Genomic DNA, 12,984 nt, shown 5'->3' with positions numbered 1-12,984 from the left:
GCTTTAACGAAAACAGACTTCTGGAAGCGCTTCATTATGCCAAACTCACTACCACGGTTGACGCTGATTTCATCTGCTTCTCCATTGGGCGATTTATCAAGTGCTCTACAACACATCCACGAAAAAGATGGAAAACAGTTTGACTTGACAACGCTTCTGATTCACCAGATTCAAGATGACCCAGCATCGATAGAAGGCGTTTTAGCGACTATTCGGGAGTCGAAAGCCGTTTTATTTGATCTGCGAGGCAATCCTGATTTAGCCATTTCCGTCATTCAACGAGCCTTTGTCGAAACCCAGGGGCAAGATGTTGCGTTCATCCCCGTGTTTGGAGGTGGTCCGAGTGTCATGGCGTTAACTCGGATGGGTAAGTTTTCGAGCGCGGCGATGGGAGGGCAAAGGGGAAGTCGGGAGAATGCAGGCATTCCAGCTAGCGCTTCTGCGGGCACTGATTATCGCCAGATCAAACAGATGGGGCAGGGGCTTGAGCGCATGGCGGGAATGCTGTCTCCGGAAGCGATGCATCATGCGAAAAATTGGGCGAAGTGCCTCAGCTACTGGACAAATTCTGGAGTGGAGAATTTAGCCAATCTGCTTAGATTTGTGGCGGCGGAGTATGCCGGAGTTGAGGTGGAAGCCGCAGAGCCGATCGCCTATCCAGATTTTGGCTTTATGGATCTGACAACAGGCGATCGCTACCTTTCCTACACCGACTACATCGCTGACCATCCCCTCGATGCGTCTCGTCCGACAGTGGCGGTGTTGTTCTATGGCGGCACTAGCATGGCGACAAATTTAGCAGGCGGGCAAGAATTATTTGCAGAATTGGCGAATGGGGCGAACGTACTTCCCTTCTTTGCTGATGGGATTGGCACTGCCGAAGCGTTGCGGCAGCATTTTTTCCACAATGGACAACGGATTTGTGATGCGATCGTCTCTCTACTATGGTTCCGCTTGGATGGCGGTCCGCTGGGCGGCAATCCCGAAAAAACGATCGCGCTCCTGAAAGCACTAGACATTCCCTATTACGTTGCCATTACCTCGAATAATCGAGAAATTACTCAGTGGGAACAAACGGCGGAAGGTCTCCCACCCATTGAGACGCTTTCGACGGTGGCATTTCCTGAATTGGATGGGGCGATTGACCCCGTGATTATTTATGGATTATCCGACGACGCGATCGCCACTCCCATTGCTGGACGCGGCAAACGGTTGGCACAACGGATTCTGAAACGCACTGCCCTACAACGTAAAGCAAATGCTGAGAAACGAGTGGCGATCGTCATCTTTAACTATCCGCCCAGTGAAGGCACTTTGGGAACAGCTTCATTCCTGGATGTGTTTGCCTCGGTTGAACACATTCTGGTGCAAATGCAGGCAGCAGGCTACAGTGTCATGCCACCCGCAGCCAACACCCTGAAGGAACTGCTGTTAAGTCGCGGACTATTGCATAACGGCGACTTCACCTCGGTTCACCTGACTGCCAAACACGCCATTCGCATTCCCTTAAAAATCTATTTAGACTGGTATAAGCAATTACCTAAACTATTACAAACACAAACTGAAAACACCTTTGGACTTCCTCCCGGCGATCTGATGGTAGACGGGGATGACATTTTGATTGCAGGGATTGAATTTGGCAATGTCGTCGTGGCAATTCAGCCCTCGCGGGGAGTACATGAAGACCCCAGCAAGTTGCAGCATGATGATAGTCTCCCCGCCCACCATCAATACAATGCGTTTTACCGTTGGCTAGACGAGCCAAGCGGCTGGAATGCAGATGCGATTGTGCATATTGGCACCCACGGCACCTTTGAATTTTTACCTGGAAAGCAGGTCGCTTTAGCTCAGGATTCTACACCAGATGCATTGTTGGGAACTGTGCCGCATACCTACGTGTATCATGTGGTGAATGTGTCAGAAGGGACGATCGCGAAACGCCGCAGCTATGCCCAATTGGTGAGCTATGCCTCCCCCACCTTTACTCCTGCCGGATTGTATGAGTATCTCGATCATTTAGAAGATTTAGTCGATGAATATGAAGTGCAGAAGCAAGCGAGTTTGCCGCGTGCGGTGAGTGTTCTACGGCAGATTGCCGCCGTTTGTCTAGAGCACGATGTACCGCTGCAATTAACATCGGCTCAGATTGATCAGTTAGACACCATCGAAACGATTGAAGAATTTGATTTTGCATCGTATGAAAATGCGTTAGAAACGCTCCATCAGGATTTATTTGAACTGAAACGAGTTGCCATTCCAGTGGGGCTACACACGTTTGGTCATCGCTTACAGGGAGACAGCTTAGTTGATTACCTGAACCTGATCGCCCGGTACGATCGCCCCGAAGCCCCTGCTCTACCTCGCCTCATCGCCCAAACGCAGGGGCTCGATTACGATCAGCTATTAGACAATGCAGACTCCCGCATTGAAACGTTGGCACAACAGAGCCGAGAAATGATTGCAGAACTCTTCTCCCCCTCTCCCCCTCTCCCCCCCTTCCAACCCGCCTTAGATTACCTGCATCAAGTCGCTCAGTGGGTCGAAACAACCGATGAGATGGCATCCCTACTTCATGCTTTGAATGGTGGCTACGTGGAACCGGGACTGGGTGGCGATCCGGTGCGATCGCCTCACACGTATCCCACCGGACGCAATACGTTCCAATTTGATCCCACCAAACTTCCGACTGATAGCGCTTACGAACGAGGCGCAAGTATTGCCGAGGAAACTCTGCGTCGATACCACACGGAACACGGAACTTATCCAGATGCAGTGGGCGTGATTCTCTGGGGCTTTGAAACCTGCAAGACCTACGGTGAAACGATTGGTCAGATTCTGCGCTACATCGGCGTAAAGGTCGATCGGGGCAGGGTTATTTTATGAAGCCAGTGATCATTCCTCTAGAAGAATTGGGTCGCCCCAGAGTGGATGTCACTGTCAACATTTGCGGGTTCTTCCGGGATCTATTTCCCAACTTGGTACGGCTGATCGATCTGGCGTTTCAGACCGTCGCCCAGTTAGATGAGCCGTTGGAGACGAATTCGGTTCGTCGTCATGCGATCGCCCTTGCCGCGCAGCTTGGCAATGATCCGCAGGCATTTCGACTAGCATCTGCTCGGTTATTTGGGCCTCCGCCTGGCGAGTATGGCAACGGCTTGAGTACGATGATTGAAACAGCCGCCTGGGAAAGCGAAACCGACCTGGGTGAACTGTATATCAACCGCACCCAGTATCTTTATGGCGATCGCCTCACCGGAACACAATCTCGCGAGGCATTTACGGCTGCACTGGGACGTACGAAATTCATTACTCAGGTGCGCGACTCCCATGAATTTGAAGTCACCGATGTAGACCACTACTACGAGTTCTTTGGAGGCATGGCGCAGGCAACCACCATGGTGCGCGGCGATCGTCCGCAAGTCCTCATTGCCGATACGACCAAAGAACGGATTCAAGTCAAAACCATTGAAGAAGCCGTGCGCCAGGGTGTCACCAGTCGGTTGTTTAACCCAAAATGGATTGACGGGATGCTGAACCATGACCATAAAGGAGCGCAGGAAATCGCCAATCGAGTGGAGTATTTGATTGGACTCGATGCCCTGACTCAGAGTGTCGGCACTGCCACCTGGAGCAAGGTTGCCAAACGGTTTGTATTTGATGATGCCATGCGCCAACGTTTAATGGACAACAATCCTTATGCTGAAGCGGAAATTATTCGCAAACTGGGTGAGGCAGACCATCGCGGCTACTGGCAACCGACGGATGCAGAACGAGAAAAACTACAGGAGATTTATCACGACATTGAAGCTCAAATTGAAATGGGGACTGGGGCGCAGAAGCGAGGAGCACAGGAATCTGACAAAGTTGGGGTGTTGAGCTAACTTATGCAAACACACGATTTTTTGCCCGACTCGATCGCGCAATTAACCGCAGAAGAGTCAGTAAGTTTAGTGCAAGCAATGCAACGGTGCTCGATCGCTACTCCCTTATGTCCTCGACCCATTGAAACTGCTTTTGTCCAACAGTCAGGCGATGGTATTCCTATCCTGCTGTTGCACGGCTTCGATAGTTCTTTGCTGGAGTTTCGCTATTTGCTCCCGCTTTTGCAACATCAATCAACCTGGCTACTCGATTTGCTGGGGTTTGGTTTCACCGCTCGTCCCGCTACCGTTGCCTGCACTCCAGACTACATCAAGACTCACCTGTATCATTTTTGGCACACTCAAATTCGTCAACCCATGATTCTGGTGGGGGCATCGATGGGCGGAGCGGTGGCGATCGATTTCACTCTCTCCCATCCCGAAATCTTTGCCAAACTGGTGTTGATTGACAGCGTAGGTTACACCGGACCGCCGCCCTACGTCAAATTTCTGTTCCCACCTCTGGATTATTGGGCCGTTGAGTATCTGCGACAGCGCAAACTCAAAGCGTTGGAGTTCAGTACGTCCACAAACGCTGATCCCGATCTGCTAGATCTGCTGCGCTGTTCGGTCATTCATACAGAAATGCCTGGTTGGCATGATTCAATGGTTTCCTTTACTAAAAGTGGAGGCTACAGTTTTTTGGGTGAAAATGCCTGCATGAGCCATGGGCATCGCATTGGTCACATTACCAACCCCACACTAATTTTGTGGGGTGAAGCAGATGATGTGTTGGGCACTGATGACGCGAAAAAATTTCATCGGGACATTGCTGGGAGTCAACTCATCTGGATTCGAGACAGCAAACACGTTCCCCACATTGAGCAACCGCAAGTCACAGCGAAACACATCTTAGACTTTAGTTTGCAAAACTAAGGGCATTCGTATTGCAATTCTAAGAACAGTTACTTTAAGGTAAGAAGCAACTGACGAAACTTTTGAACGAATCATCGGCAGGTAAGTGTTAGTAATCCTCAATTGAAACGATAAGGAGCAATCTATGACGGCAGAATTCAAGCATATTATGTTGATGGTGAAAGACATTCCAGCGACGTTAAAGTTTTACAGCGAAGGGTTGGGTTTAACCGTCAGAATGGCAAGCCCCGGTTGGGCAGAACTGGATGCAGGCGGCACCACGATCGCGCTGCACTCCGCAGAACACACCTACAATGCTGGGGATACGCCCATTCTCAGTTTCCATGTGGATGATGTCTATGCCATGCTGACCAAACTGGAAGAAATGGGCGCGAAGTTAGAAGGTCGAGTCCGCGAACCCTCCTTTGGTAAAGTTGCCGCCGTCCGCACTCCCGATGGTCATTTGCTCAGTTTGCTCCAACCTGCCGCCCAACCCGCAGGAGCAGGGATAGCGCACTAAGCCCCTAGCCCCTAGCCCCCCTAGCCCCTAGATCCTATCTGGATCACTCTGGCATTCAGACAATCTGCCACTTGCGGGTCGTGGCTGGTGAGGATCAGGGTACCGCCTTGTTGGGTGAAATTCCTCAATACCTCTAGCATCAGGCTGAGGGATTGGGGATCTTGTCCAACGGTAATTTCATCCAGCAAACAGAGTTGGGGTTGACGCACGAGAACTGCTCCCAGGGCCAATCGGCGTTTTTGTCCTTGAGAAAGCGATTGGGGATGTTGTTCAGCGCGATCGCTCAACCTCAACTGCTCCAACATTTGTTCCGCTGCCAGAGTCGTCACTCCGGGTTGTAAGACTTCCTGCCGCACACTATCACCAAATAGCTGATGATTCGGATTTTGGAGAACAAATCCAGCGGTTTTGGCGATATGAACGACCCGCTGTTTTCTCGTATTGCGACCGAATAGTTTAATTTTTCCGGTCGATGGTTTCAACAATCCACACAGCAGTTTGAGCAATGTCGTTTTGCCACAGCCATTGTCTCCTTTCAGTAAAACCGTTTCTCCCTGACCAATTTCCAGATCAGGAAAGGCAGGATACCCGCCCCAACTCACATTCTGCGTCTGGAGAATGTGAGAACCGGAAGGGGCATGTTTTATGGCTTCCTCACTCTCTACTCCCGTTCGGTTGACGCTCACGGAAGCCAACGCCCTACCCCCTTCGACTAAATGACCGGCCTCAAACTGAAAAACGCGATCGCACACGTCCTTGACCAAATCCAATCGATGCTCCACCAGCAGAATGGATTGTCCTTGGGTGGCGCGATGCTTGAGCAAGCGTAATAATAATTCTGCCCCAGCGCGATCGAGGTAGGCAAAGGGTTCATCGAGCAACAGCAGGGGTTGGTTCATTGCCAGCACACACGCCAGGATCAAGCGTTGTTTTTGTCCGGCAGAGAGTTGAGTAATTGCCCAATTTCGTTGGGACTCTAGCCCAAATTCCTGCAAAGCCGCGTTGGTTAAAAGACCGATCTGAGCGGGCGGAAGATTGAGATTCTCCAGCCCAAATGCTAGTTCTTCAGTGACTTGGTCGGTAAAAAGTTGAGTTTCCACATTTTGTAGAACGATGCCTAAAATGCGCGATCGCTGCTGCACTGACCACTCTAAAATCGATTCATGATTGTATTGAATATTGCCGGTGAGCGTGCCGCCTGTATGAATCGGTGAAATACCGGCAATGCAGTTGAGCAATGTGCTTTTACCACTTCCCGTTGCCCCGGCAATCAATACAATTTCTCCCACCTGTAGAGTGAGGTGGATGGGGTTGATCGTGGGTTGAGATCGACCGATATGGGTAAAGGACAAATCAGTAATGGTTAGCAGAGAAGGCATTCTATTGAATTATCCTCCTGCATTGACTGAATCTAAATATCCGACCAATACCACCACTAATACAGAACCGATTACGAATAGAGTATCGCGTAGCTGCCAGACCAAGGGTTGACTCATACTCCGAGTTGCGTTGGGATCATATCCCCTCGTCTCCAAACCAATTGTGACATCATCGGCATAGCTAACAATGCGAAAGATGAGTGGCACAAATAATCCGGCAAACCAATGCTGCGGTTGACGGCTGATATCGACTCCCCGTAATTGATTTGCCTCCAGAATGCGCTGTGACTCCTGTTGAATGATGGGCAAAAATCGCCAGGTCAGCATCAAACTCAAAATGAGAAACGATGGCAGTTTTGCTGCCTGAAGTGCCCGAACTAAATCGGCTGGAGGAGTAGTGAGGGCAAGTAGAGGCGTGGGCAGCAAAATTGCAACCAGACGTAACCCGTACAGCAACGCAGCTTGAACATTGTTCAGGAGCAACGTGCCGATCGCCACAAACAACAGCAACGCGATCGTTCCAGCAATCATCCCTTGCCCGATCTGGCGAATGTTTTGACGGGTGATACACAGCATGAGCAACACCACTAACACCGCCGCCAAAACACCCATTGCCCACACATTTTTCACCGAGAATGCCATGCCCGTGATGACCAAACTGACAATGATTTTTGCCAGTGGTTTGACTCTGGTTAGAAAACCTGGAGATTTCGATGAAGCCCTAGCGATCGACATCCAGTTTTCCAGCTCGTTGCAGTTGCTTAATCACCAGTTCACCTAACCACCAGCCGATCGCCCCAGCTAAACCAGAGAGGAGTGTCATCGGCAACAAAATCCACGGTTGAGATAGCCATTGGGTGAGACCTGGAGACGCAGTGTAGGCACCAATGAGCGCTCCCGTTACCGTCGTACTGGCAAAGAAGATTACATTTCCGAGTAAGCGATTAAACTTGCTGCGGTAGCCTCCTCGCACTAGCATCATAATTTCGGTAATCACCAGGGAAATTACCAGAAAGGCCGTAATGATCCACGACAACCGACTGAGCAGCAACGCCAAGGTCCCAATCATCAAGGCAACGCTCCCACTGCGTTGTAGTCGAGCCATCCCCAGGGTGAGAAAAATGCCGCCAAAGGGTGCCCAAACAATCGTGCGAACACCAGGTAAGGGAATGCCTAAGGTGAGTGGCACCGCGATCGCAGAGGCAACGGCAATACCAATGGTCATGAAGGCTGCAAAAACATAGTCTTTGAGTGTCCAGGGTTTCATGAGGGAGTAGGGAGTGGGGAAGTAGAGGGATGGTAAGGGCGTTTGCAACCGTTCATAAAGACTCAAAAATCGATGCGGAGACCAATTAGGGACCGGATTCCGGGGGCGGATAGGTTGACGGTGGGGAAGACGTAATCGGCATTAAACATATTTTCGATGCTGAGGGTGACTTGAGCGCCAGGAGTAAAGCGGTAGCCCACCTGAAAATCAAATACGGTCGCGGCAGGGCTACCTTTACCTAAAACATTGTTTGCTAAAAGCACGGTGCCTTGTCCGCCGAAAATGCGGGATTGCAAAAAGCCGCTGAAGCGACCGTCATCATACCGCAACCGCACCAGAGCCGTGGTGGGTAGCACTTCGAGTTGCTGTAACGGCACACCAGACGTATCGCGGCTATCAAAGTAGGTGAGGTTTCCTTCTAATGCCCATTGTGGACTGAAAAGGTAAGCGGCTGTCACTTCCACGCCTTGCAAAATCACTCGCTTGTTCGCGGTTTGGAAGCTGGCGAATCCAGCGGCAGTCGGGCGAGACCTAATCGCGGTAAATCCCAAAAAGTTAGAAATGTCATTGCGGAAGTACGTCACTCCACCTCGAAAAGAGCCGGAAGAGTAGTTTAAGCCAAGGTCAAAGTTGTTGGCTCGTTCTGGCTCTAAATTGGGATTGGAGACGATCGGACCACGAGTGGGCGCGAAGAAGGAGCCATCAATGTTACTGCCAAATAACGTCAGGAGTGTGGGTGGACGGAACCCCTGGGCAAAATTACCGCGAACGGCGAATTCATTGGTGATGCGATAGATTGCTCCAGCGTTGAAGGTGACAGCACTATCATTGCGATCGCGACTGCGATTACTGGTGGAGTCAAACGTATCAAACCGGATACCGCCTGCTAGGGTGAGAGGTGGCACCACAGTGTAAGACGATTGTAGAAAAATCCCGTTGAAGGTGCGAGTCGTTAAGGGACCGGATAGGTTCGTCACCAAATCTTGCGAAGCATTACTATCACGGCTGAAGTCATAGCCATAAGTGAGAATAGCAGAGCCGATGGGCGTGTTGCCCTGCGCCGAAACGCTAACGGTTTCTGTCAGAAAGTTGCTGGATGAAAAGCCAGGAATCTGGAGTGGCGGAATGACTAGAGGGGGCAGAAAAGGCCCCCGATTCACGACTCGACCCGGAATTGAGAGTAAGTTGTTGAGGTTAGTCTGGTCTTTGAACTGTTGATAAGAAGTGCGAACGGAGAAGTTGGTTCCACCAGGTACGCCCTCGTTAATGTACGCCAGTGAGTAGTTATCATTATTCTGAAAGACGTTTCTAGCAGCCGTAATTTGGAAGACACTGGTAGGATCACTGGCGAATCCGGGCAAGTCTACGTCATTTTGGCGGTAGCGATCGAAGCGCACCTCTAGCCGCTCAATCGGGCTAATGTCGGCTCGTCCGGCAGCGTAGACATCAAAAATTTCATAGGTAGTGCCTAAGGGAATGCGATTCCCGTTGCCATCGCGAGCATCACCTCCCCGCCGAGTAGAAGCACCCACAATGAAATTTGGTCCTTGCACTTCTCCATTGGCGACAAATTCGCCATACCCACCGCCAAACAAATTTGTGCGAACTCGAAACGGGCGATCGGGGCGGGGAGAAGTCGTGGTCAAAGAAACCACTCCCCCAAAGGCATCGGCTCCATAAATTGACGAAGCCGGACCTTTCAAAACTTCAATCCGCTCAATCCGAAATGGATCGTAGTTGCCGAAGGGTGGACCAAACTGGCGATTTGGCACCCGCAGACCATCTACCAGTAAGCCAATTCGCTCTCCAGTCAAGCCTCGGATGTTGAGGTTCGTTGTGACTAAACCCAACCGATTCAAAGAAATACCGGGTAGGGTTTGCAGGTTTTCGGCAATGGTGCGGGCGAGGGGTTGTTCTCGCCGAATTTCTTCCTCTGTTTTCACCTCAACGGTGGCGGGAGTTTCTGAACGCAACGTCCGTCTTCGGGTTCCCACTACGGTCACTTCTTCTTCCTCTTCCTCCACCGCGCTCCCTGGAGTCACGGCCAGGACTAAGCCGCGATCGCTCTGGACTATTTTCACATTCGGTGCTTGCGTCTCTCCCGTAATCGCAATCCGAAGGGTGGATTCACCCAGTTGAGTTACAGAAATATTGGAGATGCCGGCCAATGGCTTAGCTCGCTCAAATGGCTGACCGCCCGGTAACTGTAATTGGGCATTGTTCATATCTACCGTAAACACATTCTGGTCACGGGTTGGAGTTGCGGTCGCCAGGGTTCCACCTGCCGCTTGCAATACCACTTCAATGCCTTGATCCACAGCTCGAACTTCTACACCCGTAACCTGCACAACTTGTGCCCAAGCAGGCTGCGCGGCCGTCGCGACGACCGCGACAACACTCGCCCCATATATTCCTAACCGTTGCATTACCCAGTCCTCACACACATCAAACAACGTCAGCGCTTTGAAAATCAATTTGATTTCCAAAACATTGCCATATAAAATGCTGATTTCATCAGCTTCAAATTAAGTCTGAAATACTAGAAGCGAGCTGGTAAAAGGTTTTCACCAGTTTTATTGTTCTGTAGATGTTATCAATGAAAGCAAGGAGATACTATGCCCTGGGTGGGGATAAGCTCAACAAAAATCAGCGCTATTAGAATTTTTCTGAGGGCGATCGATGCCACTGGTCAAAATATGGTTTAAATCGGTGGCACCGTGGTAAGTGCTGATGATGGTATTGAGCGGTCGCCCGTTTAGCACGAACAGGTTTTGGTTGAGCGTAGTGCCTCGATAGCACAAACCAGTATGAACATCTGCACCAAAGCCCGTGTCATTTAATTGCAAACTGGCTGGCTCAAATCTACAGATAAATTTCTGGTTATATCCCCCCTGGTAGGATTGTTATTTGCTCTCAACTCCATAGAACATTAATGTGCAATATGTTTTGCAGTAGGGTGTTTGAGCAAGCTAATTCAGAGTGATTTATGCAAAGAGTGGGCGAAATCTTAATGGCAGCAGGAATTGTAGCGATTCCTTTGCTGTTGTTTTCCATCACGGCGATCGCGCTGATTGCCGAACGCATTGTGTTTTGGGGACGGCTTAACCGTCGTCAAGAACGGGTGATCAAAGATGTATTAGTGTTGTATCGAGATGATCCCAAATTGGCAATCGAGAAATTAGACCGTAACGTTGATCTCCCCATCGCCCGCATTTTTTTCAAAGCCCTATCTTTAGAAGATGCTGAACCCGAAGAATTTGCCCTGGCGATCGACGGTGCTATTCAAGCCGAGGTTCCAGTGCTCAAACGCTTCAGCAACATCTTTGATACCATCGTCACCCTGTCGCCTCTGCTGGGCTTGTTGGGAACTGTGTTGGGGTTAATCCGTTCCTTTTCTGCCCTCAACCTGGGCGACATTGGCGGCACCAAAACTGCCGGAGTCACTTCAGGCATCAGCGAAGCCCTGGTATCTACTGCTTTTGGGTTGGTCGTCGCTGTATTCACCCTGTTTTTTGCCAACCTGTTTCGGGGCTTTTACCTGCGACAACTTGCCTTGATTCAAGAATACGCAGCAGAATTAGAATTAATCCACCGACGACATCTCAAATTACAACGGGAGGCATTCTATGCGACGACGAATGCCCATTGAACCTGATGTGCCACCCCAAATTAACATTGTGCCGATGATCGATGTGATCTTTGCCATTCTCACGTTTTTCATCATGTCTACACTGGTTTTGGGACGCTTTGAAGGCTTAACTGTTAACCTGCCCAAAGCTCAATCGGCGAAACCACAAAAAACAGTTCGCGCCACCGTCACGTTAGATAAACAAGGTAATCTCTTTCTCAACAAGAATGCAATCGGGTTAACATCGTTGCCGAACTCAATCAAGCAACTTGCTCAACCTGGTCAAGATTTGGTGGTGGTGCTGAATGCAGATGGCTCTGTTACTCACGACCACGTCATCGCGGTAATGGATCAAATTCGCCAAATTCCTGGAGCTAAACTCGCGATCGCCACCCGCCATTCCTCCCAACCCCTCACCCCCAACCCCTCACCCCGCCCATGAAGCCCTCTGAACGCATCCTGCACCAACGCCACAAGGAACAGAGAGTACTCAAGCTCTTTCTGGGATGCAGCGTACTTGGTTCGTTGATGGCGCACGCCATCGCCATGACGGTGCAGGTTGGTAACTTCTGGAATCCGGCCATTCCAGCCTACGAGGATGACTTGGAAGTTGTGGTAGAAGATGCGCCTGTTGACCCACCCACCGTCGAAAAGATGGTCGCTGACCCACCCGAACCCCCTACTGCCGTTGCCACCGCTCAGGACGTGGCGATCGCGGCTCAGCTTGCGCCTGCTCCTCTGCCGCTTGCCCCATCCAGCCAAGCTCCTCTGCCTGCCGGACAAGATGCCCCTGGTAAAGATGCCCCTGCGTCGCCAAACGATCCTGTAACTCCCCTCACCAATCAAACGGGTGAAAACCCTACCCAATCTGGCGGTTCTGGTCCCATCACTAGCCCAGACGGTCAAGGGTTTGGCTTTGGCTTCGGTGGATTTGGCGCTGGGTTTAATCTTAATGGCAAGCCGACTGGTAAACCAAATGGACAACCAGGTGAACAGGAAGACGGTAAAGCGGGGGGAGTCCCCAATGGACAATCGGATGGACAGGTGAACGGCGATCCGGCGGGCAAACCGGACGAAACCGCCACGCGAACGGCTCCACCTAAGAGCGATCGTGCCCCGCAACCCGTTTGCTTAGAATGTCCCAAACCAAAATATCGCGGTTCTGAAGGCAGTCCGCGCGTCACCTACGACATTGGTTCCGATGGCAGAGTCACGAATGTTCGCCTGCGGCAATCGAGTGGTAACTCTGATCTGGATCGAGAAACCTTAGAAACCTTTTCCAAATGGCGCTTTGATCCCAAAACTATTCCCGATGGCGGACGGCAGAATGTGCGAGTGGGGTTCTTTTACGCAAAAGTACGTAAAGCGACATGGCGTCAGGCCAACATTCAGTCCCGCTTTCGCAGTTCCCGAAT

12 protein-coding genes are annotated in these 12,984 nt (G+C 50.8%); 7 read left to right on the top strand and 5 right to left on the bottom strand.

Going from position 1 to position 12,984, the window contains the following annotated elements; all coding sequences use genetic code 11:
* Positions 1-36 precede the first annotated feature (36 nt).
* The 4 genes from C7B82_RS34360 (at position 37) to C7B82_RS19200 (ending at position 5,295) form a co-directional block, all read left to right on the top strand.
* A complete protein-coding gene (locus C7B82_RS34360) occupies positions 37-2,883 on the top strand; it encodes a cobaltochelatase subunit CobN (RefSeq protein WP_219904589.1) in 2,847 nt (948 codons plus the stop codon).
* Positions 2,880-3,881 carry a cobaltochelatase subunit CobN gene (locus C7B82_RS34355; RefSeq protein WP_219904588.1) on the top strand — a complete coding sequence of 334 codons (1,002 nt, stop codon included), beginning with the start codon at positions 2,880-2,882 and terminating at the stop codon, positions 3,879-3,881. The genes C7B82_RS34360 and C7B82_RS34355 overlap by 4 nt, the downstream gene beginning before the upstream one ends.
* A gap of 3 nt (positions 3,882-3,884) precedes the next feature.
* The gene (locus C7B82_RS19205) at positions 3,885-4,796 is read left to right on the top strand and encodes an alpha/beta fold hydrolase (RefSeq protein WP_106257891.1); all 912 of its coding nucleotides are present in this window, start codon (positions 3,885-3,887) and stop codon (positions 4,794-4,796) included.
* 124 nt (positions 4,797-4,920) lie between these two features.
* On the top strand, positions 4,921-5,295 hold the full coding sequence (locus C7B82_RS19200; protein ID WP_106257890.1) for a VOC family protein: 375 nt from the start codon (positions 4,921-4,923) through the stop codon (positions 5,293-5,295).
* Positions 5,296-5,315: 20 nt separating this feature from the next.
* Here C7B82_RS19200 and C7B82_RS19195 read toward each other — a convergent pair whose 3' ends face one another.
* The 5 genes from C7B82_RS19195 to C7B82_RS19175 all read right to left on the bottom strand — a co-directional run bounded on the left by C7B82_RS19195 (position 5,316) and on the right by C7B82_RS19175 (position 10,787).
* Complete coding sequence (locus C7B82_RS19195) at positions 5,316-6,674, bottom strand: ABC transporter ATP-binding protein (protein WP_106257889.1); 1,359 nt, start codon at positions 6,672-6,674, stop codon at positions 5,316-5,318.
* Positions 6,675-6,683: 9 nt separating this feature from the next.
* Positions 6,684-7,409 (bottom strand): energy-coupling factor transporter transmembrane component T family protein, encoded by a 726-nt coding sequence (locus C7B82_RS19190; protein ID WP_106257888.1) that lies wholly within the window; start codon positions 7,407-7,409, stop codon positions 6,684-6,686.
* Positions 7,396-8,007 (bottom strand): MptD family putative ECF transporter S component, encoded by a 612-nt coding sequence (locus C7B82_RS19185; RefSeq protein ID WP_219904587.1) that lies wholly within the window; start codon positions 8,005-8,007, stop codon positions 7,396-7,398. The genes C7B82_RS19190 and C7B82_RS19185 overlap by 14 nt, the downstream gene beginning before the upstream one ends.
* Complete coding sequence (locus C7B82_RS19180; protein ID WP_219904586.1) at positions 8,004-10,427, bottom strand: TonB-dependent receptor domain-containing protein; 2,424 nt, start codon at positions 10,425-10,427, stop codon at positions 8,004-8,006. The genes C7B82_RS19185 and C7B82_RS19180 overlap by 4 nt, the downstream gene beginning before the upstream one ends.
* 150 nt (positions 10,428-10,577) lie before the next feature.
* Positions 10,578-10,787, bottom strand: a complete 210-nt coding sequence (locus C7B82_RS19175; RefSeq protein WP_106257886.1) for a TonB-dependent receptor plug domain-containing protein — start codon at positions 10,785-10,787, stop codon at positions 10,578-10,580.
* A 140-nt stretch (positions 10,788-10,927) separates the two neighbouring features.
* On the opposite strand from C7B82_RS19175, the gene C7B82_RS19170 reads away from it, so the two are divergent.
* The 3 genes from C7B82_RS19170 to C7B82_RS19160 form a co-directional block, all read left to right on the top strand.
* Positions 10,928-11,590: a MotA/TolQ/ExbB proton channel family protein gene (locus tag C7B82_RS19170; RefSeq protein ID WP_106257885.1), complete on the top strand. Its 663-nt coding sequence runs from the start codon at positions 10,928-10,930 to the stop codon at positions 11,588-11,590.
* Entirely contained in the window at positions 11,568-12,011 is a 444-nt protein-coding gene (locus tag C7B82_RS19165; RefSeq protein WP_106257884.1) for an ExbD/TolR family protein, read from the top strand. The genes C7B82_RS19170 and C7B82_RS19165 overlap by 23 nt, the downstream gene beginning before the upstream one ends.
* On the top strand, positions 12,008-12,984 hold a 977-nt coding region (locus C7B82_RS19160), incomplete at its 3' end, for an energy transducer TonB family protein (protein ID WP_146141198.1). The genes C7B82_RS19165 and C7B82_RS19160, both read left to right, overlap by 4 nt.

Source organism: Stenomitos frigidus ULC18 (assembly GCF_003003795.1).
Lineage (GTDB): Bacteria > Cyanobacteriota > Cyanobacteriia > Leptolyngbyales > Leptolyngbyaceae > Stenomitos > Stenomitos frigidus_A.
The sequence above is the reverse complement of the archived record's forward strand: the minus strand, read 5'-3'. Positions and strand labels throughout refer to the sequence as shown.